The organism is Affinundibacterium fentianense (genome assembly GCF_018139545.1).
Taxonomy (GTDB): domain Bacteria; phylum Pseudomonadota; class Gammaproteobacteria; order Burkholderiales; family Burkholderiaceae_D; genus Undibacterium; species Undibacterium fentianense.
Map to the genome: position 1 here is coordinate 147,705 of NZ_JAGSPJ010000002.1, position 23,186 is coordinate 170,890.

Sequence of the window (23,186 nt, forward strand, 5' to 3'; positions counted from 1 at the left end):
ATGGCATTCTTTGACCATCTCATGGTAATTCTAATTTTAGTGATTATCAGCGGATTTTTTTCTACGTCCGAAATTGCCCTTGCAGCAGCACGCAAGGTGAAATTACAGATACTAGAAGAAAGTGGCGACCCACGAGCAACGAAGGTGCTTGCATTACAACAAGAGCCCGGTCACTTTTTTACTGTGGTACAAATCGCGCTCAATGCGATTGCGATCTTAGGTGGTATTTTAGGTGAACAATCATTAACTCCTTATTTTGCCCAACTATTTCACTCGCTGTTTGGCAGTGCCAGTTGGATTGACACCTTAAGCTTTCTCAGTTCCTTTATTTTTGTCACATCGATCTTTATTTTATTGGCAGATTTAATGCCAAAGAAGCTGGCCATGGTTGCCCCAGAGCGCGTCGCCATGTTTGTCGTTACCCCGATGTTAGTTTGCGTCAAATTATTCAAACCTTTAGTTTGGCTATTCAATGGCTTATCCAATCTGATTTTGACCAGTCTTAATTTGCCAACGGAACGTGACGACCAAATTACGTCCGATGAAATCCATGCAGTTGTGAACGCAGGTGCGGAAGCCGGCATACTACAAACCCGCGAACATGACATGATTGGGAATGTGTTTGAGTTAGAAAGTCGCACAGTGCCTTCTGCCATGTCGCAGCGCGACAGCATCGTATTTTTGACCTTGCAAGATAATGAAGCCAGCATTCGCCATAAAATTGCCGAACATCCGCACACTAAATTTTTGGTCTGTGATGGTCAAATAGACAAAGTGGTTGGCTATGTTGAATCCAAAGATATATTGAAACGCATACTCACAAACCAAGCTTTCTCTAAAGTGCAAGAATTGTCTCTACGCTCGGCCTTGGTCGTTCCCGATTCACTAACGCTCTCAGAAATGTTAGAGCAGTTCAAAGCAACACGCGAAGATTTTGCAGTCATTTTGAATGAGTACGCACTCGTAGTTGGCATCATTACCCTCAATGATGTGTTAAGCACGCTAATGGACGGTATGGTTCACCCATATCTGGAAGATCAGATCGTACGAAGAGATGACAATTCTTGGTTGATCGATGGTGCGACTGCAATTGAAGATGTTTGTCGAGCCCTCGACATCGATGCCATGCCTGAGTCTGGCAACTACGAGACTGTCGCTGGTTTTATGATGACGATGCTCAGAAAGATCCCGAAGCGTACTGATTTTGTCATGGTAGGTGATTACAAATTTGAAGTCGTCGACATCGATCAATTCCGAATCGACCAGTTATTAGTCGTGAAATTAGCAAAATCCGACTGAGTTTAAGCGTCAATCGAATCCGTAATATAAGACTGCGAAGGTCTATATTCTCAGAATAAACAACACTGATAAGCGTAAAAAGTTGCGAGTCAAAATAATCACTGCGATACTTTGCTCGGATTGACATTCATTCTTTCCATGACCAAAGTCTACTCTTACTGCATCTTGTTTTGCATGCTGTGCCTATCAATGGCGACAGCGGGTTCGGCTCACGCGCAAACTGCGGTGACGCTTTACATACAAGAAAATTTAGATGTGAACGGCAGCCCCATTCCACCCGATCAAAATCTAATGGAGTTAATCAATTATTTTGAACGTACGACCAATCTCCAATTTAATAAAATGATCGTTCCTTGGCGACGTGCTCAATATGAAACATTGCAAGGGAATGGGATTATTTACGGTCTATCGCGCAACCCTGATCGACTCAGTCGCTTTCACTACTCGCAGGCCGTTGCGAGTCAAACTATCTGGGCCATTACATATGGCAAACCCAAACCTAAATACAAAACGATCGAAGATCTGCGCGGTAAAGTGATTAGTGTCGGACGCGGTTTTAGTCACGGAATGGAATTTGAACAAGCTAGGGATATCATCTTTAAGGTGGAAGAGGATGCAAGTTTCACGACCGCACGTTTCAATAAATTGATCAACAAAACCAATGACTTGATTTTATGGCCTTTGCGCGTCTTGAAGGACCAGAGTGAAGTCGAAACCTATATCAATCAGGTCTTTGCGAATTATTCTGGTTTCAAAGACACCCATTTCGATGTATCTGATCAACCCTTATTTTACGACACCGAACACTTCGCGAGCGCGAAAGGCAAATTCGAAGACATCATCGCAAAAATAGACAAAGCGATCGTGGAAGGCAAGAAAAGCGGTGAACTAAGCAAACTTTTGCGAGCCTACCGCTGAGCGTACGATCGCTGTGGGATTGGGAAAGTCGTAGCAAATAAGGCTATGTACTTTTCACTACAACTTTCCCATCATAAATAAAAGGCAAACCAACAACCAGCATGCCAATTTCAAAATAGCGCGAAGTGACTATTCAAATATGGTCTTCTTCACGCGCACAAATATTGCACCTGTGGGGGCTCCCCAAGTATGGCCTCCACAAACCATCTGATATAACAAGACCATCCCTTGACTGCTATTGGTCGAATAAGCCAGGGTATGGGTTCCTGAACTCAAACGCGAAGTTCCTGTGGTGGTCTTTTTGTTTTGATATTGGGAAGTATCAATCACTGGTAAGCTCACCATCATCATTTGCTTATTACTCGCAGTGTCAAAAACCTTACAATAATATTCATTCGAGTTATTCCAGTGGCTACGATCCTGAACTTCAATTTCAAATATCACTTTTTGTCCTGCCTTTAAAAGAGCACCAAATGGAAAAGCATTGCTCTCTTCATTTCTATCGAGTGGGACACTCTTTGCAATCAAAGCTTGTTCAACGACTTTCCCTCCAATATTCAAGCCTTCATCATCCATCTTTGCCGTATTTGCTGGCGCTGGTGGCGGCGCTGGGGCATCATTTTTAGGTGGAGACTGCGACACGGACTCTCCAGAGCTTGACGTATTTCGAAGTAGCTTTGTGTCTATTTTTGATATGGGTCGTATGTTTGAGCTTGTTTGCGCACAGACGATCGACGATGCCATCACTCCTACCATGCAATTCATCAACACTACGAAGCGAATTGCACTTCTCAATTCATTCTTTTTGTTCATGTTTGTCTCCCAAGATGCATTCAAATTCAAGAAGAAAGCTAGTACCACTGGAAATTCGCTGAAACCACTCTAATATCCGTATGACCACGACCTTCCAATCGCCTTCGACACGAATTATCAAAAATCAAGCGAAGGCTTTTCTAGCATACCAAAATAAAATATGTATCAGTAATTACAATAAGATCTGTTTGGATGAAATGACTTTCTTGCGAGTCTCTGTCGATGAATTCCAACACTTATGTAGGCTATGGGAGGATTAGAGAAAGCGCTCTAAACCTGCAAAACTCTCAGCTCGTCCATAGTAAGAATAGAGAATTAAAGCTTGTTTCTCTCTTTATTTTTTGTTGCAACGCAAATTGACCGCGAATCACTTGATTTTGATAATCCGAGCAGACCACTTGACCGTTCGCCAATTTTTTTGATGACTATCGATGCGAGCAAAGTTGGTTTATCGCAGGCTGTGTAACAAGAACATTCGATACTGCACAGCCCTTTTCGTTTTTCATTCAAGTAGCACTCAATGGGAGTCGCATGATGAAGTTCAAACGTTTATTTCTATCTCTATTTCTGTTAGGTCTTACCGCGCTATCAAACCTAGCAAGTGCAGAAAACTATACATTATGGGTCAATGGTCGTGGGGGCGGCGGTGTCGTTGGCAACTACGGCAGCTTTACTTATTGGGGTCCCGCAAGCACCGCTGCTGGAGTAAATAAAAAGGCCGTAAATTGGGATGGATACAATAGTATCGCATCCCAAAATAGCAAAATTCGTGATGCCCTCGATTGCTTCTGCACAGGAAATAATTGGTGCTACGTCGCAACCCATAGTGCTGGCGATCTGATGATGGGATACACACTCGCTAACTACGGTAGTTCAGCAAGGCTTAAGAAAAACGCCGTTGCCAATTCAGGGGGACAGTGTGGAAACACAGACGGTAGCACACAAACTGGATGGAATATTAAATGGGTTAGAGCTGCATCTGGGGCGGGCGGCGGCTCCGAACTTTCCGACGCAGGTTCTTGGGCAATCTCAGAGCCACTCGTGAAGGATCTAAAAACATCCACTGCTCGCGCGATGTACAACCACAATAATACAGCGAATGTATGGTTCTATATGTATGCAGGCGCAAAAGGCACATTGTACTCGGGCATTTTGCCAGGCCAAGATGACGAAGCGGTGTCATATCACAGTACAGGTGGCGTGGCTGGCAACGCTGGTCGGTCCTTGTGTAACCCAAGTGATTGGCTTTGCGATAATCTGAGTTTGGGTACGGCGGCAAATGAGGGTGGCTCGGTTAAATGGTCATTCCACTCGGTCGCATTCCGAGACGATAACGAAGCATACAATCACTATGCCAATGGAAATTGGCAGGGAATTATTTCAGTGGTACGAACGGCAATGGTTAACAGTGCATTGTAGTGGGTGAACATCCTGGTCTGGCTCCATGCCAGACCAGTAACTGAATTGCTACCTACCGGCAACCTCCCTGCTAATACCAACCAATAACAACTAATACCAGCTAATTCTCGGTTAACTAACTGCTAGTTGAAGTATACGTTCTATTTGCTTGAAACCAAGTCGTCAACCTAATCTCAAGCTCACTTGACTCCACCTTGATTGCCACTCCTTTATGCGAATCCGATTTTCTGCGTCGAATATCAAGTTCATTGCAATTTGCGTTTGCGCACTAAGCCTAATGGCAGCATTTTATTTTCATGACTCAGCAAAAGTTAAACCACCTGTCGATCAACATGTATCGTATCCAACGCTCGGCCAGTCTGATGGAGCACGCGCCGCCACGACACCTACTCCGAGTCTTTTAGCTGGCGATCCAATTCAAATCAAACGGCAATTAATCAAACAAATTGAAGAGACCGATCACACTTTGTGCAGCTATCGAATCGCCACCAAATACCCACTCGGTTCTCGACCAATCAGTGAGCACCCCGATCAGGTTTACCCTAATCAGCCTGTGATTGAGTCTTATCCAATGCGAAGATCTTCGGGAGGCACTGACCAACAGATTCAAATCCAAAGTGGGCAATCACGTGTTTATTTAGGATCGAATGAGAGCGTTAGCTTCACTTTGCAGGCAAAAAATGCACAACAACAAAGCATCCCTTTATTTGTCACGCGAAGCACAGCCAACGCAGTCCAAAATGGGAATGTAGCTCCTGGTGTCCAAGTTCCACTGGCCTTTGCCGATAATGGGCGGGATGGTGATCTTCAAGCGAATGACAATATCGCAAGCGCCGTTTTTCAACCTGCGAACAGCGGGCTCGCAAACTTCAATGGCACTATACGCATCAACGTCAACTACACAGTAAACGGTCAAGCTGGCTTTGTTTTCTTTGACATTATTTATACACCAGAGCTACCAGCGAAATGGGTCGGTAAAATTCGCGAATCGGTGGAGAACGGGCAACTCGTGTTTCATTTACCGATTGAAGTGCGCCAAGCTGGACGGTACATCATCAATGCCAGACTTGACGACGCAAAATCGCAGGCATTTGCATTATTAAATTTCAATGATTTACTTCCGCAAGGTCGGACTGAAGTTCGTCTGATCACCGCGGGCAATCTATTGCGAGACCAACAGCCTATTTTCCCACTCAGCTTGCGAGATGTTGACGGTTACCTTTTAAAAGAAGACACCGATCCTGATCGTGCGCTCATTCCGCGAATTGAAGGGCAGGCATTTACCAGTAAACAGTATTCACTCAACGTATTTTCAGACGCTGAGCCAGACACTGAAGAAAGGCGTCGACATCTAACTGAATTCAAGAAAGATTTAATGCTTGCCCAAGCTGCGCTGGTCGCATTTGATCCCGATCAGGCTAGAAAGCCTTTTCCTCAGAGTCCTTGCAGTTTGGATCAACAAGCAAAGAATTCAAAACTTCCGTCTCGATAAACACCGCCTAAACTAGTTTGCAACGTCGTACCCCAATATTGCAGAATCGGATCGAGAATAAAATTGAACTGCCTTCAATTAACGCAAGTGCTCTGTTAACGCTAAACTCAAAAAAAAGCCCGGCATCATGCCGGGCATTCATCGATAATCAACTCACATCAATAGTAAGCATCGAATGGGAATTGCACCATACTCATTCCACTTTGTTTCGTAACAAAGATCAAGCTGAGCTTAGCCATCCTTGTTTATTTTGTGTATCAATTCAGCCAAAACCTGTTCAGCCTGATGATTTTCAACCTGGCATGTCCCTGCATTTTCATGCCCACCACCGCCATATCCAAGCATCAATGCACCGATATTCGTTTTAGAACTTCGGTTCAAAATCGACTTGCCCGTTGCAAATACTGTGTTTTGCTGTTTGAGTCCCCACAAAACGTGGATAGAAATATTAATCTCTGGGTACATCGCATAAATCACGAATCGATTTCCAGCAAAAATTGTGTCTTCGTTGCGTAAATCGAGAACGATCAAATTACCATGGATAGTTGAACAGCGTTGTATCTGATCTCTACATTTGACAGCATGTTCCTGATAAATTTCGACACGCTCTTTGACATCTGGTAACTCCATGATCTCTTCAATTCGATGATTACGACAATAATCGATCAAATCCATCATTAAGTTATAGTTTGAAATTCGAAACTCTCTAAAGCGTCCCAAGCCTGTCCGCGCATCCATAAGGAAATTCAATAAGTCCCACTTTTCTGGATGAAGGACTTCCTCACGGTTAAACTGCGCCGCATCTCCTTTATCGACAGCAGCCATCATGTCGTCCCATTCAGGTGGAAATACTGCTTTACCACCATAATGATCAAACACCACACGCGCTGCTGAAGGCGCATCTGGGTGAATGATATGGTTCTTACGTTCGCCCGGATTACGCAAGGTTTCGGAAAGATGATGGTCAAAAGCGAGATGGACGCCAGGAACAAACGGCAAATTAGTGGTGATATCTCTATCATTCACTTCGACTTTACCATCTTGCATATCTTTGGGATGCACGAACCTAATTTCATCAATCAAATTTAAGTGCTTTAATAGAACTGCACAAACTAAGCCATCAAAATCACTACGCGTTATTAATCGAAACTTAGCGGATTCCAAAGACATGGGACACCTCGACGAAAACGAAAATTAAGACCTTAGTCTACTCTAAAGCATTCACGTTTTCGAGAAGAATTCTGCAATTTGATTTCACATTGGATGAAATTTGCGCTATTCATCCCAATTAAACACAATGAACAGAAAAAAACCTCCCATCACTGGAAGGTTTTCTTGAGGAGACTAATCCAATTGACGATGTAAGTCGATCGACGTACCGATCAATACCGAACTAGTGCGCGATATACCAGCTTCGTACTACCTTCAGCAGGAACTTGAACCTTCCAAACAGCCATATTACTACTTGCTTTGGTGTGTGGATGACTGCTACTAATCACTTGCCAATCGCCGGGCATTGGCTCCTGCACTGTCACAGTTACCGCTTCCTTCTTTGCATTCTTAAGAAGAATTTCGTAACCACTCTCGAACACATAATTGTATTTTGAATTTCCTGCAATTTTCTTAAAATCAGTTTGCTTTTTATCAGCCGTCACGTCAAAAGCATCACCTAATTTAAGGCGAACTCGCTCATTTTTAGCTGTGTGGTCAACACTGTCTTCACCAATAAATTGTGCATTCCCATTGCTATCTTTTTTGTAGACACGAATGACACCTTTCGGCAATGGCATGCCCAATTGAGCACTCTCTTTGTTCTCGAATTCAATAAAAGCACCGATCTTCATTTTTTGCCCGAGATCGCCATATGCTCCCTGATAATAGTAATCTGCACCACGCAACACAAATTCTTTGCGTGCTGGCACGCCCGACGCCGCTAACAAAGCAACTTGTTTCGTTTGATTTTCAGCGATCGTGGTCGGGCGATTCAAGGAATAAAGATGATACTCAAAGAGTGACTCCTCGGCCATGTCAGCAACTTTGGCACGTGGCGCTGCAGCCATCGCCATCACTTGCCCACCTTTTGCCAGAAAATTCTCCCTCACTTGATTCACATCGCCCGCAACCAATTGCAGCTTAGCATTCTGGTAAGTCGCGCCGCTAGTATTCGTTAAAGTGACCCAACCGGACACGTCAATTTTATCCTCGGCGGAGCTGAGTTCAACGACATAATCCGCTTTCCAAGCCAAGCCACCAGTTAAGTAACTGAGTTCGACATCCTGCGTCGCGCTTGCTGTGTTGTTTAACGACATGACTAAAGTAGGACGATCACGTAAATTCGCAGGTACATCACCGAAAACAATACGCCCTGGTACCCCCGTTTCAATTCGGTTCCCAATCTTCAACACGACACCACCATTTGCGGCAAGTACTTGCGCGTCTTCATTCGTATCTATTCCTGTTGTGGGATGCGTGCGCACAACAGTCACGTTTTTACCGACATATTTTTCCAACAGTTTTTGCGGTGTCAACAAGTCAAAATCAAAATTTTGCTCAATCACGGACAAACTACCTGGAACCGAAATACTTCGCAACAATGCTGTTTCAGGCCGCATCCTGGCGCTAACATCACGGTATGCAAGAGCAGTGACACCTCGCTTCAAATTCAGTCGACGTTGATCCTTAACCAATGCTAAATTTTCGTTATAGATCGTTACAGCGACCTCACGTTGATCGGCTAAACCGGTTCTTTGTTCATGGTCTTGCGCTAAAACGAATGGCGAAAAGATCATCAACATCGAAATGCAACTCACTGAATAACGCATCATCACTCCTTTAAAGAATCAAACTAGCGGGATATTTTTAAGCTAGATAAAAATATAAGTTTGGGAGCGCAGACATTAACACACGACCCAGCAATTGCAAAATAATAAGTGCTACTAGCACGGAAAAATCAATGCCACCGATTGGAGGAATAATACGGCGCAATGGTGACAAAATCGGTTGATTTAACGCACGAATCAATGGTGCAATCGGCGCATAGGGATTCACAAAACTAAGTATCGCCTCAAGCACCAACAATGCCATCAAGCCGTAAATTACCCACTGACAGAGCCGCAGTAGTGCAAGCAACAAAAAAATGCCTGGGTGATGCTGCATAGTAAATAGAGACTCAAGCAGTATGGATAAAAAGGCTACAAGAAAAGCACCAATCAAACTAGCCCAATCAAAGCCGCCAAAGCCGGGCACTAGACGACGAATTGGTTTAACTAGCCAATCAGTAATTTGAAAAATCGCAAGTCCTAATGAATTCGGTGGCCGCAGACGCAAGGCTTGCATCCAAAATCTCAACAAAAGAAATCCGCCCAATATTCCCGCAACGATCTCAACAATAAAACTAAACATCTCATAGAACATACTTGCTACCTCAAAAAAAAACCCACTGGGTGATTAACACACAGTGGGTATTGTGCCTGAATAAAACCAGGCGTCCAAGTAAGAAAATTACGCTGGACGAGTACCAGTTGGGAAAGGCCAAGCTGCTGTTGGACTGACAACTGTCTTTGCTTCTGCTGGCGCTGCCGCTACTGCAGCAGGCTTTGCAGCTGCTGGTTTTGCTGCTTTTTTCGCTGCTGGTTTAGCTGCGGCCTTTTTTGCGGCTGGCTTAGCCGCCGCTTTTTTTGCTGCTGGCTTTGCGGCTGGTTTCGCTGCTGGCTTAGCTGCTGCTTTTTTTGCTGCTGGCTTAGCTGCTGGTTTCGCTGCTGCTTTTTTCGCTGCTGGTTTCGCTGCTGCTTTTTTCGCTGCTGGCTTAGCTGCTGGTTTCGCTGCTGCTTTTTTCGCTACTGGCTTAGCTGCTGGTTTCGCTGCCGCTTTTTTAGCTGCAGGCTTAGCTGCTGGTTTCGCTGCTGCTTTTTTCGCTACTGGCTTAGCTGCTGGTTTCGCTGCTGCTTTTTTCGCTGCTGGCTTAGCTGCTGGTTTCGCTGCTGCTTTTTTCGCTGCTGGCTTAGCTGCTGGTTTCGCTGCTGCTTTTTTTGCTACTGGCTTAGCTGCTGGTTTCGCTGCTGCTTTTTTCGCTGCTGGCTTAGCTGCTGGTTTCGCTGCTGCTTTTTTCGCTGCTGGCTTAGCTGCTGGTTTCGCTGCTGCTTTTTTCGCTGCTGGCTTAGCTGCTGGTTTCGCCGCTGCTTTTTTCGCTACTGGCTTAGCTGCTGGTTTCGCTGCCGCTTTTTTAGCTGCAGGCTTAGCTGCTGGTTTCGCTGCTGCTTTTGCCGCAGGTTTTGCTGCAGGTTTTGCTGCAGATTTTGCCGCAGGTTTTGCTGCAGCTTTCTTTGCCGCCGGTTTCGCCGCAGGCTTAGCTGCTGCTTTCTTGGCTTCTGGTGCTGTTGCCATTTTGTTTCTCCTTCACGTTAGTCGGAAAAAAATCAGATTAAAGTTAAAATCCGCTCGCTTTCTAATAAGCGGATTATTCATCGGCACAAACATGACTTCTGGTTGCGCTAATGAATTCGGCACCGACCACTTTTGCGTATGCAACGCATTCGATGGTCATCTGGCTTTGTCGTTTGCCTCTTTTTCTTGTTGACTACAGGCAGACCTTAACGATTGATGACAACAGCCAAAACGTTACAAGTGCTTTAAATGATGACATCTCCATGCACTTTATGACTTGTAACGTCGGAATTCTTTCAATACGACGATTCAACACCGATTGGAAAAATCAATTTTCCAAACACAAAAGCGCAACGCCCAGCCTCGCTGGGGTCGCGCTATCGTTTAAAGCTCTCTCGAATGAGTCTCTACAGTTCATTCAGTTTTGCGAAGCCTTTCTTGTTCAATCACTTTTTTCGCATTGTAACTGTTTTACGAATTTTGTCTTGAACATCTTCGACTACAAAAATTTATTCCCAATTGAGTGCACCACCTGTTTGATATTCGATGACACGGGTCTCAAAGAAGTTACGCTCTTTTTTCAGATCGATCATTTCGCTCATCCACGGGAAAGGATTTTCTTCTTGTGGGAACAAAACATCGAGACCAATTTGTTGCGCGCGACGATTTGCGATGAATCGTAAATAGCCTTTAAACATAGGCGCATTCAAGCCGAGTACTCCTCGCGGCATTGTATCCTCTGCGTAACGATATTCCAACTCCACCGCACGTAAAAACAACGATTTAATTTCATCGCGAAATGCAGCAGTCCACAAATGTGGATTTTCCATTTTGATGGTGTTGATCAAATCGATTCCGAAATTGCAGTGCATCGATTCATCACGCAAGATGTACTGGTATTGTTCCGCCGCACCCATCATTTTATTTTGACGACCGAGCGCAAGAATTTGTGTGAAGCCAACGTAGAAAAAAAGCCCTTCCATCAAGCACGCAAAAACAATCAATGAGCGCAACAGTGTTTGGTCGGCTTCGATAGTGCCCGTCTTAAATTCCGGGTTAGTCAACACATCAATAAAGGGAATCAAAAACTGATCTTTATCGCGAATGGATTCAACTTCATTATACGCATTGAAGATCTCAGCTTCATCTAAGCCGAGTGACTCAACGATGTACTGGTATGCATGCGTATGAATCGCTTCTTCGAATGCTTGACGCAATAAATATTGACGACATTCAGGTGCAGTGATGTGGCGATAAGTGCCAAGCACAATATTATTTGCTGCCAAAGAATCGGCAGTCACAAAAAATCCGAGATTGCGTTTTACCAAACGACGTTCATCTTCACTCAATCCATTTGGATTTTTCCAGAGTTCGATATCGCGCTGCATATTGATTTCTTGCGGCATCCAGTGGTTTGCGCAACCTGCCAAATATTTGTCCCACGCCCATTTGTATTTGAATGGAACGAGTTGATTTACATCCGTCTGACCATTGATGATGCGCTTATCGGCTGCGTTAACTCGACGCCCAATATCTTCGGCACTCACCACCACAGGCTTCGTTACCAAGGCAGGATTCAGCGCGATATCCTGCGTTTGCAAACGCGCTTGATATGAATCAAATTGACTCGCAACTCCCGCTGGAGCGGCAGGTTGTGCCGCCGGGCGTGGCGTAGGTGCCGCTGGAGCGACTTCATCATCCCATGAAAGCATGTGATATTCCTTATTTGTTAAATTTTGCTAAATTTAATGCAGCGAGGATCGTGACCACTGCCACTACATTGCAACAGTGGCCTCGCTATATCAAGTTCTTATTGGCAGGCTTCGCATTCCTCAAATCCTGGATCACCAGGACGCAAGTAACACGCAGCACCTTCCGCTTCAACTGCTGGCACTCCACTCGCTTCGACGCTCGCCGTTACATAACCGCCATGGGCGCCATCAACTGCAACCGCATTCAATGCGCCAGTTTTACTTGTGGATTTCTCAGTATGGGTCGCACCAATCGTACGTAAGTAGTAGGTTGTCTTCAAGCCACGCAGCCAAGCCAATTTATACGTCTCATCCAATTTCTTACCTGAAGCACCCGCCATATAAATATTCAATGATTGCGCCTGATCTATCCATTTTTGACGACGTGATGCTGCTTCCACCAACCAAGTTGGGCTGATTTCAAATGCAGTCGCATACAGTTCACGTAAGTCTTCTGGAATTCTATCGATTTTCGCCAAGCTACCGTCGAAATACTTCAGGTCAGAGATCATTACATCATCCCATAGACCACGCTCTTTCAAATCGCGCACCAAGTGCTCATTAATTTCCGTGAACTCACCCGACAAATTCGATTTAACATATAAATTTTGGTATGTAGGCTCAATACACGCAGAAACCCCAATAATGTTCGAGATGGTTGCGGTTGGTGCAATTGCGACGCAATTGGAGTTACGCATACCAAATTGCTTAATACGATTGCGAACGATCGTCCAGTCCATACTTTCAGAACTATCGACTTCTAGATAGCCACCGCGCTCTTGTGCCAGTAGCTTCACCGAATCCTGTGGCAAGATGCCACGGTCCCAAAGTGATCCATTGTAGGAGCTATAACGACCACGCTCCTCCGCCAACTCGGTGGATGCCAAATAAGCGTAGTAACACACTGCTTCCATTGAGGTATCAGCGAATTGCACCGCATCCATTGATGCATAAGGTACACGCATCATATGTAAGCAATCTTGGAAGCCCATGATTCCCAAGCCAACCGGACGGTGACGTAAATTAGAATCACGCGCTTTTTTGACCGCATAGTAATTAATATCAATCACGTTATCGAGCATACGCATTGCAGTCGTGATCGTGCGTTTGAGTTTTTCATGATCCAACTTGCCATCTTTCATGTGCGCTGGCATGTTCACTGAACCCAAGTTACACACGGCAATTTCGCTGTCATTCGTGTTCAGTGTAATCTCTGTGCACAAATTCGAGCTATGGACGACGCCTACATGCTGTTGTGGCGAACGAATATTGCAAGGATCTTTAAACGTGATCCAAGGGTGACCAGTTTCGAACAGCATCGACAACATTTTGCGCCACAAATCTAATGCCTGAACTTTTTTCGATAATTTAATTTCGCCTGTTGCTGCTTTTGCTTCGTAAGCGGTGTAAGCATCTTCGAATGCTTTACCAAATTTATCGTGAAGATCAGGTACGTCAGATGGTGAGAACAAAGTCCATTCGCCCTTCTCCATCACGCGCTTCATGAACAGGTCTGGAATCCAATTCGAAGTATTCATGTCGTGCGTACGGCGGCGATCATCACCCGTGTTCTTACGCAATTCCAAGAATTCTTCGACGTCCATGTGCCAAGTTTCGAGATAAGCACAGACCGCGCCTTTACGTTTACCGCCTTGGTTTACCGCGACCGCCGTGTCATTCACGACTTTCAAGAATGGCACCACGCCTTGTGATTTTCCGTTCGTGCCTTTGATATGCGCACCTAATGAGCGGACTGGCGTCCAGTCATTGCCTAAACCACCGGCATATTTCGCCAATAGAGCGTTTTCTTTGATTGCTTCATAAATACCGTCCAAATCATCCGCAACGGTCGTTAAGTAGCAAGAAGATAATTGTGAACGCTGCGTACCACTATTAAATAGTGTCGGCGTAGAGCTCATGAAATCGAAGGTCGACAATAAATTATAGAATTCAATTGCGCGCGCTTCGCGATCAATCTCATTCAAGGCCAAGCCCATCGCCACGCGCATGTAGAACGCTTGCGGCATTTCGATACGGATGTCGCGAATGTGCAAGAAGTAGCGATCGTATAAAGTTTGCAAACCAAGGTAGCCGAATTGCAAATCGCGGTCAGCAACTAAGGCTTTTGCCATACGCTTTAAATCAAACTGCGCGAGTTTGGCGTCCAGCAATCCTGCTTCGATACCTTTTTTAACAAACTTCGGAAAATACTCAAGATACTCCGCTGCGGCATCCGCTTGGGCCACTTCTTTGTTAAATACTTCTTTACGTACCGTGTGCAATAGCAAACGTGCAGTGACTTGACTATACGCTGGTTCTTTTTCCATTAAGGCACGCGCTGCAAGGATCGCGGACTTATGTAATTCCTCAACTGGAACACCATCATATAAATTCTTTAAAGTCTCGATCAGAATCGCTTCTGCATCAACCAATTTTTCGAGTCCAACGCAAGCAGCGGAAATCAAAGCACGGACTTGCCCAACATTCAGCACTTGTGGCTTACCGTCAACGATCACATGAATTTGCGGAGCAGTTGCGTCTTGCTTACCCGCTGCTTGAGCCTCTAATTGTTGACGACGCTCATCCATCCGTTTTGCGCGGTACAACACATAAGCACGTGCGACATCATGTTCACCTGAACGCATCAATGCCAATTCGACTTGATCTTGGATGTCTTCGATATGGAATGTGCCGCCATTTGGCTGGCGACGCATCAATGCACTGACTACGTTAAACGTCAGGTGTTCGACCAGCTCACGTATTCTTGCGGATGCAGCACCCTGACCACCATTGACAGCCAAAAAGGCTTTCGTCACAGCGATTGAAATTTTCGACGGCTCAAAGCCTACGACCGCACCATTTCTACGAATAATACGGTAGTCGCTAAAACTCGCAGTTGGAACGACATGATTTTGCGGCGACAGGCTAGCTTGCGCAGCGACAGGATCATGAGCTTGAGTTGATGATATTTCTAAAGAAGAGTGCATTTCGCCTCCAGGTTCAGGGTCTTATAAATTGAATTAAGGTGAATATTGCGTTCGTACTGCGCGTGTTACAACTAGTTGTACTGCTTGCTGTACTGCGATTTGCTGAAGGTCTCAGCAACTTCAACTTCCACTTCCGCTTGTACGTGAACTGTGCAACCGTCTCATCCAAATCTAAACAGCGATGAACGACGTCAGACTAGCGTGTGAGGCGATTAAATCGAATCAGAACACGTGAAAAAAATAACTTTGGGAAACTTTCCAAAAAACACTATATCTAGTGCATTTATTTTTATTTGCACTAATTCTAGTGTCTCGATCTCGAGAGTGCAACCGGTTTTTTTATTCAAAGGTGGATATTTTTGGGAGATTTTGTATGCATTCGTTTGACAACCGAGAACATACAAAACAACGGGGATTCCGACGTGAGTGGACACTCACATGGTATGCAAAAAATTTGTGCAGGCGACTCAACAAACGCAGATTTTTTTGTTGAATTTATTTTTGCAAGAAGAAGAAAAAGAGAAAAATAAACCACAGATAGGGAAACTTGATAGTCACTTTACTATCGTAAATACAAGTTAGACGACCGATAGGCCGAATTGGTCAGCCTAAACCAGACCTTTGTACATCCCAATGCGGTAGGCTATTTGCGTATCGATTCCAATCAAAGCAGGGACCAGGGTCCGTCTTGCGACCAGGTGCAATTTCGTCATGTCCAACGATGTGCTCGATCGGGTGTGCATCGATCAACGCTTTGCTTAGCAATTGTAAAGATAGGTACTGATCGGAGGTAAATGGTAAAAAATCACATCCCTCTAGTTCAATACCGATAGAATAATCATTGCAGCCTTCTCTCTCTTCAAAGCATGAAACACCAGCATGCCATGCACGATCCAAGGTCGACACGAATTGTATGAGATGACCGTCTCGACGAATCAAGAAATGACTAGAAACTTGTACTCCGCGCAAATCGTGAAAGCTTGGATGGGCGTCAATTTCTAATCGATTAAGAAATAAATCAACGATATGCGGACCGCAAAATTCTGCTAAAGGTAAACTGATGTTGTGAATCACCAGCAAATTGATCGCTATTCCTGCGGGTCGTGTGCCGAAGTTGGGGGAGTGATGCTGTTCGATCTGCGGGCACCAACCACGCGGGTCTATCCTCAACGGAATCAATGTCGGATCACGCAAATTGTCCAACATTGGTTCGACATACTGACCCACTACGTGCGATGGATTAATCCGCTTCAACATCATGAATTTTCAGCTTTTGTATAGAGTATCGCAATTGTCGAAAACTCACGCCCAACAATTCGGCAGCCTGAGTCCGGTTATTGCGTGTTTTCAACAATGCAGCTCGAATGACCTCGCGCTCGATATGCTCTAAAAACGCTGGCAAGCTGCATGGCAATTCCGGCAGAAGAACAGATGCAGGCTTATTCAACCCGACAGTATCCGTAGACTCCATCTGCTGGATCTGTTCTACTGAAACAGAGGTAAACTTGTCGGCTACGCTCGCACGAGTGCTTCCCCTAAGCCCTAGATCGATTACTTCAATACTGCCGTCATTTGCAAACGCTGCTGCCCGCTCTAAAATATTCTCCAATTCACGGACATTGCCAGGAAAATCATAGCTTTGCAAAGCACTTAAAGCCGATTCGGTCAATGAAACAGGGTAACCAGGCACACCCAACTTAAGCAAGATCGAATTCGCTAATTCGCTCACATCATTCAAGCGCTGACGTAAAGGCGGCAATACTAGCTCGATCACATTTAAACGATAATAGAGATCTTGACGGAATTTTCCTTCATTGACGCAAGCTTCAAGATTTTGATGGGTTGCGCTCAATATTCGCACATCGACAGCCTCTTCAATGGTCGCGCCTACTTTACGCACGCGACGCTCTTGAATTGCTCGCAGTAGCTTCACTTGCATCGCTAAGGGCAAATCAGCCACTTCATCGAGCATTAAGGTTCCACCATTCGCAGCCTGAAAGAAACCATCTCTATCATCAACCGCACCTGTAAAAGCCCCTTTGCGGTAGCCAAAAAATTCAGCTTCCATCAAGGCTTCGGGAATCGCCCCACAATTGACAGCGATAAAGGGCTTGTCTGCTCGCGGACTATTTCGATGTATCTCACGAGCCGCTAATTCTTTACCACTTCCTGACTCACCAGTAATAATAACTGGCGCCATACTTCGGGCTAACCGACTAATCTGTGCTCGAACATGTTGTATTTCGCTCGACTGCCCAATCAAGAACGAGGGTGAGGAAGGCGTCGCACTCACAATCGCGACTTCTTCTGTTGGTTTAACATGCTGCATTTGCAAGGCTGAGCGCACCAACTTACGTAGTTGGTCTAAAGCGACCGGCTTCGAAACGTAGTCAAATGCGCCAGCTTTCAATGCGACGACCGCATTATCTGCACTTCCAAATGCCGTGATCACCGCAATTGGTGTCGCGCGATATTGCGCATTCACTTCTTCAACCATCTCTAAGCCGGATCCATCAGGCAAACGCATATCGGTAAGCACTAAAGAATAGCTATGTTTACTCAAAAAACGGCGTGCGCCTTCCAAGGATTCGGCTGTATCCACATCTAAACCCATCTTTATGAGAGTAATTTCCAATAACTCTCGAAGATGTGCCTCATCATCGATCACCAAGATCCGCGCATTAGTCGTAGTAGCGCCGCTATCGTTTTGACTCATGACTTCTCATTCGAGGAAAAATTAATTACGAAACGCCCTCCGGGATCTATCCCGTAGGTTGAAGTTTCATCATTGCGGTATTCATAATCAAGCAAAGCATGATTATTCAAGCACAATTCGCGTGCCATATATAAACCCAAACCGGTTCCTTTGCTCGAAGTCGTGTAAAAAGGCTCAAACAAATGGGCTCGTACCGTTGCCGAAATACCCGGACCATCATCTTGTATGTGAAGTTCGCGTCGATTACCAGATGACACGGTCATAATCAAGCGAATACAACCTGGTTTTCCACTGGCATAGCGGACTGCGTTTGACAGTAAATTAGTAATCACTTCATGTAGGTGGCCAAGGTCAAACATGATATCAAAATGGCCGTTATCACTGATTAAAATCATTTGTTCAGAAATCCCGCGCGTTTCAACAAACTCTTGCACGATGTCTCGAATTTCATCAATCAGCGAAATAGGTTCCAGATTCATTTGCGCTTTACGCGACAACTTCAAAATATCTTCGATCATCTGATTGAGGCGGGCGACATTGTCTTCAACTATTTTCAATAGACGCCTAGACTGCACTTCGTTTTGAACGTCCTCGCCTAGCAATGAAGCCGCATAAGAAATCGAAGAAAGCGGATTGCGGACTTCATGCGCAATACTCGCCGTCAGTCGCCCCATTGACGCTAGCTTCAACTGTTGGGCTTGGTTCTCTAACTCTGAAACGTTTTGAATAAATATCAACGTATAAGGTTTAAGGTGCAATTCAAGTTGATCGTATTCGCTCTCATCTATCCTAACAAAACGCAATTTCAAGTGCGTTGAAACTTCGACCGGTTCCTCAGTCGCCGACAAAGCCTGGTTCGGCGCGCGCTCTTCGATATAGTGACGAATAACGACAAAAGACGCGCCCTCATTGCGTAACCAAGTCGTGGTATCAGGTCGCTGCCCATTTGTCCATTTCTGGAACGCTTCCGCGATGGGCTCCAAACCAGCAATCTGATGAAGTCCAACTTTTTCTACCGTTCTATCCTTACGCTGAAGTATACCTAGCATGCGCTCAGCGGCCGGATTCATCTCAAATAAATGGCCATCCTGATCAATCACCAAAATTCCATCATCCATATCAGCAATGACAGTGCGATTAATGGCTTGCTGTAGTGCTAATTCATAACCTCTTCGCGAGGCTAACTCTTCTTGCCCAATGAGGTTTTTTGCCAAGCGATTCAGCACATACACCACAGCGAAATAGGCTGCACCGTACAACCCGGCTTGTGAAATAATCCCACTATCTTCACTCTGTAAAACCTGATAGGTATTCACCGTCAACAAGAAAATTGACACCGCAGAGACAAAAAAAAGTGCGAGAACCAATGGGCCCAAAATTCCCAAGCCAACCAGAGGAAAGAGATAGAGAATAATTAGACCACTCTTACTCCCACCCGATCCGATGTAGAGAATTGAGACAACCAGCAAATCCAAACTAATTTGGGTAACGAGCTGTAGCAGAAATCGTTGTTGCCATTGACGCTTAACGACAACAAATGCGAGCGCCAATAACAGATAGCTTGCTGCAATTGCGCGTAGCAAATTCGGTTCGAATATCCAGTATTCTGTGAAATTCTTAAAACTTAGAAAGAGCAAAATCGCGAGTGCAACAATGACCCGCGAATAATTTAAGGTTTGCAAGGAGCGCCAGAGTGTCGCACCAATGTCACCTTGTCGAAGCTCGTTAAGTGTCATGTATTTGAAGTTCAATAAAATCGGTCAAAATTATTGACTAAATGCTTCTGCATGTTCCTTGCAGCAAAATTGTAAATTGCCGCGAAGGACTGCCTCCGAAGCTGGAAAATAAATTTGGCATTGGGCACAATTGAGCATAGCTTCGCTTTGCGTGGTTTGATGAACCGAACGGGCTGCAGAAAAAGAACTTCCATCCTCAGTCGAGAAACGCGTTTCTTCCTTTTTCGCCGAGGTCCGACTTGCATTCATATTTTTTCGAATAGCAAAGTAAACCAATACAGCCAGCCCCAACCACACGATGATCCTCATAAGACGCTCCTGTGCAACACGACTTCCAATACGAAGCGACTACCAACATAGGCCAGTAACAGACTGACAAACCCAAATAAAGTAATCCTCAATACCGCCTTGCCGCGCCATCCGCGCCACTGACGCCCCGCCAACAACACGGCAAAGAGCAACCAAGAAAGCAAAGACAAAACAGTCTTATGATCCCATTTAAACGCAACCCCTAAAAACTGCTCAGAAAAAATAACACCGGAAAGGACCGTTAAGCTGAGTAGGATAAATCCCAAGGTCACCAGCAAGAACAAGATATGTTCCATCTTGAGTAAGGCTGGCAACCGATCGAGCGCACGCTCCAACCAAGTCTGCACAGGCTTAGCGCGCCTGCGATGGAGATATAAATCTTGCACATACATCGCCAAGGCATGAAAAGCTGCGATCGTGAGCGTGCTGTAAGCAAGTAAAGCTACACCGACATGCCAAGGGAACATCGAAGGTTTGCTGGACAACATCACGAGGCTTCCTGGAAACGCTATAGGTAACAACACTGTCACAGCTGCCTGCGGCAATACTAATATACGTAGACCATCCAAGGAAAAGTTTCTGTTCTCGACCAAATACACCAAAACTGAAACCCAAATTGCCGCCGACCATACCACCGCGAAGCCTATTCGCAATGCATGCTCAGCATACAAACTCAGACCCAAAACCAGCCCATGCAAACACCAAGCACAGGCGGTCAGTACCAAAGCCACGACGCGGCGACTATCTGAAATAAACGGACATATCACATAAAGCAGTGCTGCCGTAATGGAGAGATAAATTAGCATTCTCTAAGTTTACACTATGTTGCGTTGAAATTTTTTGCTTTCACCAATCTGGTGCCACTTCTATTGCGCCAACACAAAAGTATCGCAGACTTCAAAAAAATCCTCTATGGAAACTTTCACCCGCAGAATTACAACACTAGACATCAAACAGGACGCGTTGTCGCGACAATCTACAAAAAGCGCATCGTTGACCCTTGACGAGTGGTGGCGCCTTCAGGATACTGCGAGCTCTCAGAAACGCGACTGGCAAAACTAATCGCGCTTCTCAGCCCCAAGAATGATCGATCAACCGCCTTTTGGCAGGAAATAAAATGAAAAAATCACTTTTCGCTTTAGCCGCACTCACAATGAGCGGCGCAAATGTGTACGCTGATGAAGGTATGTGGATGCCACAACAACTACCTCAAGTCGCTAAACAGCTCAAAGCAGCGGGTCTCAAACTAGATCCCAAGACACTCACGCAATTAACTGAATTCCCGATGGGAGCGATTGTCAGTCTGGGCGGATGCTCCGCTTCCTTCGTCTCTCCACAAGGTTTAGTTGCAACCAACCATCACTGCGTCTACGACAGCGTAGCACGCAATTCAACTCCAGAGAAAAATTTACTGGCCGACGGTTTCTTAGCCAAAACTTTGGCCGAAGAATTGCCCGCAGGTCCTGGTTCCCGAATCTTTGTAACGACTGAAGTGAACAACGTCAGTGAGAAAGTCATCAGTGCTGATGTTGCGAAACTGACCGGCAAGGCGCGTATCGACGCAATCGAAAAAAATCAAAAAACATTGATTGCTGCATGTGAAAAAGAAGCGGGATTCCGCTGCAGTATTCCGTCATTTTACGGTGGGTTGGAATTCTATTTAATTAAACAAATGGAAATTAAGGACGTCCGTTTGGTCCATGCGCCAGCCGAAGGGGTTGGGAAATTTGGTGGCGACACGGACAATTGGATGTGGCCTCGCCACACGGGTGACTACGGTTTCTATCGTGCCTATGTCAGCAAAGATGGTAAGCCCGCTGAATACAGCAAAGACAACGTCCCTTACACACCAAAACACGTCTTAAAATTGGCTAAAGATGGATTAAAAGAAGGCGATTTTGTCATGGTTTTGGGCTATCCTGGCCGTACAAATCGCCATCGTTTGCCATCTGAGATTGCCTACACTTTCGATTTTGAATATCCGAATTTTGTTAAAGGATCAGCGGAAACGCTAGCGATTATCGCAAACGAGACAAAAGATAATAAAGATGCCAATCTTAAATACGCTGGCATGGTTGCAAATATCAATAACTACTACAAAAACCGTCAAGGCATGTTAGATAGTTATGCTGGCAGCGATATTTTGGAACGTAAAACCAAGGAACACGCTGACCTAAAAGCTTGGGTCAATTCCAATCCTAAAACAAAAGCAGAATACGCTGCAGATATCGAAAAAATTGAAGCGATTTATGCGAAACGTGATGCAACCGCGAAAAAAGAATCTTTCCTCGCGTCCTCCTATCCTCGCTTCTTAGGCACGGCACGCACTTTGTATCGCTTGGCGCATGAAAAGGCGAAGCCAGACGCAGAGCGTCGTGCGGGCTTCCAAAATCGCGACCTGCCCCGTTTTAAAGCAACTGTTGACGGTGTCGAGCGCAGCTATGATGAAAAAGTCGATAAAGCATTAGTCTTGAACAGCTTGGTCAAATATGCTGCTGCGCCTGCTGCCGAGCGTAACGCGAATTTCGACAATGCGATGGGCATCAAAGATGGCATGAGTAAAGTACAGCTGCAAACTTTATTAGACCAAATGTATGCTGGTAGCCAGTTCGGTGATAAAACTTTCCGTGCTTCATGGTTAAACAAATCTGTGGATGAATTCAAAGCGAGCAATGACAGTTTTATCAAAGCAGCGGTCGCTATGTTTGACGAAGGCATGAAACGTGAAGTGGCTGATCAAGAATCTGCAGGCGATATGCAAAAAGCCTATGCCAGCTACATGAAAGCAAAAATCGCCTACATGAAGAGCAAAGGCCAAGCAGTTTATCCCGACGCCAACAGCACTTTACGCGTGACATTTGGTAAAGTTGCGAGCCGCCCATTCGGTGCGGATGGTACAACTTGGACCGCATTCACGACAGTCAAAGGTATCACTGCCAAAGCAACCGGAACAGGTGAATTTAATGCACCTGCGAATCAGTTAGCAGCGATCAAAGCGAAAGATTTTGGTAAATACGTTGATCCGGTATTAAAAACTGTACCAGTCAACTATCTCGCTACACTAGATATCACCGGTGGCAACTCAGGATCAGCAGCACTAAATGCAAAAGGCGAATTCATTGGCTTGGCTTTCGACGGTACACTCGATTCGATTATTGCAGATTGGGACTATAACAAAGCATCTAGCCGCTCTATCCAGGTCGACTTACGCTACATGTTATGGCAAATGAAACATGTCGACAAAGCAGATAATTTATTGAAAGAAATGGGCGCAGAATAATTTCTTTCACGAATTAAATCGATTCGTTCGACAAGTCACTAGTCGGTGCAGCAAGACTGCAACCAATCGATGTCGTTTCACTA

17 protein-coding genes are annotated in these 23,186 nt (G+C 45.2%); 5 read left to right on the forward strand and 12 right to left on the reverse strand.

Annotation, left to right across the window (positions count from 1 at the left end; all coding sequences use genetic code 11):
- Complete coding sequence (gene paeA / locus KDM90_RS05530; protein WP_212674612.1) at nt 1–1,299, forward strand: polyamine export protein PaeA; 1,299 nt, start codon at nt 1–3, stop codon at nt 1,297–1,299.
- 138 nt (nt 1,300–1,437) lie between these two features.
- Nucleotides 1,438–2,217, forward strand: a complete 780-nt coding sequence (locus KDM90_RS05535) for a substrate-binding periplasmic protein (RefSeq protein WP_212674613.1) — start codon at nt 1,438–1,440, stop codon at nt 2,215–2,217.
- Between the two features lie 129 nt (nt 2,218–2,346).
- Here KDM90_RS05535 and KDM90_RS05540 read toward each other — a convergent pair whose 3' ends face one another.
- Complete coding sequence (locus KDM90_RS05540) at nt 2,347–2,859, reverse strand: hypothetical protein (protein WP_212674614.1); 513 nt, start codon at nt 2,857–2,859, stop codon at nt 2,347–2,349.
- A 702-nt stretch (nt 2,860–3,561) separates the two neighbouring features.
- Here KDM90_RS05540 and KDM90_RS05545 point away from each other — a divergent pair.
- Complete coding sequence (locus KDM90_RS05545) at nt 3,562–4,449, forward strand: hypothetical protein (protein WP_212674615.1); 888 nt, start codon at nt 3,562–3,564, stop codon at nt 4,447–4,449.
- A gap of 277 nt (nt 4,450–4,726) precedes the next feature.
- Nucleotides 4,727–5,941, forward strand: coding sequence for a hypothetical protein (locus KDM90_RS05550; RefSeq protein ID WP_212674616.1), 1,215 nt, complete (start codon nt 4,727–4,729; stop codon nt 5,939–5,941).
- A 231-nt stretch (nt 5,942–6,172) separates the two neighbouring features.
- Here the strand turns inward: KDM90_RS05550 and KDM90_RS05555 are convergent, their stop codons facing one another.
- The 11 genes from KDM90_RS05555 to KDM90_RS05600 all read right to left on the reverse strand — a co-directional run bounded on the left by KDM90_RS05555 (nt 6,173) and on the right by KDM90_RS05600 (nt 20,629).
- The gene (locus tag KDM90_RS05555; RefSeq protein ID WP_212674617.1) at nt 6,173–7,111 is read right to left on the reverse strand and encodes an exopolyphosphatase; all 939 of its coding nucleotides are present in this window, start codon (nt 7,109–7,111) and stop codon (nt 6,173–6,175) included.
- A 212-nt stretch (nt 7,112–7,323) separates the two neighbouring features.
- Nucleotides 7,324–8,766, reverse strand: a complete 1,443-nt coding sequence (locus tag KDM90_RS05560; protein WP_212674618.1) for a DUF4139 domain-containing protein — start codon at nt 8,764–8,766, stop codon at nt 7,324–7,326.
- A 34-nt stretch (nt 8,767–8,800) separates the two neighbouring features.
- Nucleotides 8,801–9,355, reverse strand: a complete 555-nt coding sequence (locus KDM90_RS05565; RefSeq protein WP_212674619.1) for a YggT family protein — start codon at nt 9,353–9,355, stop codon at nt 8,801–8,803.
- A gap of 87 nt (nt 9,356–9,442) precedes the next feature.
- The gene (locus KDM90_RS05570) at nt 9,443–10,324 is read right to left on the reverse strand and encodes a hypothetical protein (protein ID WP_212674620.1); all 882 of its coding nucleotides are present in this window, start codon (nt 10,322–10,324) and stop codon (nt 9,443–9,445) included.
- Nucleotides 10,325–10,833: 509 nt separating this feature from the next.
- Complete coding sequence (locus KDM90_RS05575; protein ID WP_212674621.1) at nt 10,834–12,036, reverse strand: ribonucleotide-diphosphate reductase subunit beta; 1,203 nt, start codon at nt 12,034–12,036, stop codon at nt 10,834–10,836.
- A 98-nt stretch (nt 12,037–12,134) separates the two neighbouring features.
- A complete protein-coding gene (locus KDM90_RS05580) occupies nt 12,135–15,062 on the reverse strand; it encodes a ribonucleoside-diphosphate reductase subunit alpha (protein ID WP_212674622.1) in 2,928 nt (975 codons plus the stop codon).
- 603 nt (nt 15,063–15,665) lie between these two features.
- On the reverse strand, nt 15,666–16,322 hold the full coding sequence (gene ampD, locus KDM90_RS05585; RefSeq protein WP_230409629.1) for a 1,6-anhydro-N-acetylmuramyl-L-alanine amidase AmpD: 657 nt from the start codon (nt 16,320–16,322) through the stop codon (nt 15,666–15,668).
- Complete coding sequence (locus tag KDM90_RS05590) at nt 16,303–17,778, reverse strand: sigma-54-dependent transcriptional regulator (RefSeq protein WP_212674623.1); 1,476 nt, start codon at nt 17,776–17,778, stop codon at nt 16,303–16,305. The genes ampD and KDM90_RS05590 overlap by 20 nt, the downstream gene beginning before the upstream one ends.
- Nucleotides 17,775–19,514, reverse strand: a complete 1,740-nt coding sequence (locus tag KDM90_RS05595) for a two-component system sensor histidine kinase NtrB (protein ID WP_212674624.1) — start codon at nt 19,512–19,514, stop codon at nt 17,775–17,777. The genes KDM90_RS05590 and KDM90_RS05595 overlap by 4 nt, the downstream gene beginning before the upstream one ends.
- A 30-nt stretch (nt 19,515–19,544) precedes the next feature.
- A complete protein-coding gene (locus KDM90_RS18435) occupies nt 19,545–19,823 on the reverse strand; it encodes a PP0621 family protein (protein ID WP_369123425.1) in 279 nt (92 codons plus the stop codon).
- On the reverse strand, nt 19,820–20,629 hold the full coding sequence (locus KDM90_RS05600; protein ID WP_212674625.1) for a cytochrome C assembly family protein: 810 nt from the start codon (nt 20,627–20,629) through the stop codon (nt 19,820–19,822). The genes KDM90_RS18435 and KDM90_RS05600 overlap by 4 nt, the downstream gene beginning before the upstream one ends.
- A 311-nt stretch (nt 20,630–20,940) precedes the next feature.
- Here KDM90_RS05600 and KDM90_RS05605 point away from each other — a divergent pair, with 311 nt between their 5' ends.
- Nucleotides 20,941–23,103, forward strand: coding sequence for a S46 family peptidase (locus tag KDM90_RS05605; RefSeq protein ID WP_212674626.1), 2,163 nt, complete (start codon nt 20,941–20,943; stop codon nt 23,101–23,103).
- Nucleotides 23,104–23,186: the final 83 nt, after the last annotated feature.

Coding starts and splice junctions, on each gene's coding strand:
- KDM90_RS05605 (WP_212674626.1), top strand. CDS start 20,941: ATGAAAAAATCACTTTTCGCTTTAGCCGCACTCACAATGAGCGGCGCA.
- KDM90_RS05600 (WP_212674625.1), bottom strand. CDS start 20,629: ATGCTAATTTATCTCTCCATTACGGCAGCACTGCTTTATGTGATATGT.
- KDM90_RS05535 (WP_212674613.1), top strand. CDS start 1,438: ATGACCAAAGTCTACTCTTACTGCATCTTGTTTTGCATGCTGTGCCTA.
- KDM90_RS05575 (WP_212674621.1), bottom strand. CDS start 12,036: ATGCTTTCATGGGATGATGAAGTCGCTCCAGCGGCACCTACGCCACGC.
- KDM90_RS05595 (WP_212674624.1), bottom strand. CDS start 19,514: ATGACACTTAACGAGCTTCGACAAGGTGACATTGGTGCGACACTCTGG.
- KDM90_RS18435 (WP_369123425.1), bottom strand. CDS start 19,823: ATGAGGATCATCGTGTGGTTGGGGCTGGCTGTATTGGTTTACTTTGCT.
- KDM90_RS05545 (WP_212674615.1), top strand. CDS start 3,562: ATGATGAAGTTCAAACGTTTATTTCTATCTCTATTTCTGTTAGGTCTT.
- KDM90_RS05570 (WP_212674620.1), bottom strand. CDS start 10,324: ATGGCAACAGCACCAGAAGCCAAGAAAGCAGCAGCTAAGCCTGCGGCG.
- ampD (WP_230409629.1), bottom strand. CDS start 16,322: ATGATGTTGAAGCGGATTAATCCATCGCACGTAGTGGGTCAGTATGTC.
- paeA (WP_212674612.1), top strand. CDS start 1: ATGGCATTCTTTGACCATCTCATGGTAATTCTAATTTTAGTGATTATC.
- KDM90_RS05580 (WP_212674622.1), bottom strand. CDS start 15,062: ATGCACTCTTCTTTAGAAATATCATCAACTCAAGCTCATGATCCTGTC.
- KDM90_RS05550 (WP_212674616.1), top strand. CDS start 4,727: ATGGCAGCATTTTATTTTCATGACTCAGCAAAAGTTAAACCACCTGTC.
- KDM90_RS05555 (WP_212674617.1), bottom strand. CDS start 7,111: ATGTCTTTGGAATCCGCTAAGTTTCGATTAATAACGCGTAGTGATTTT.
- KDM90_RS05590 (WP_212674623.1), bottom strand. CDS start 17,778: ATGAGTCAAAACGATAGCGGCGCTACTACGACTAATGCGCGGATCTTG.
- KDM90_RS05565 (WP_212674619.1), bottom strand. CDS start 9,355: ATGTTCTATGAGATGTTTAGTTTTATTGTTGAGATCGTTGCGGGAATA.
- KDM90_RS05560 (WP_212674618.1), bottom strand. CDS start 8,766: ATGATGCGTTATTCAGTGAGTTGCATTTCGATGTTGATGATCTTTTCG.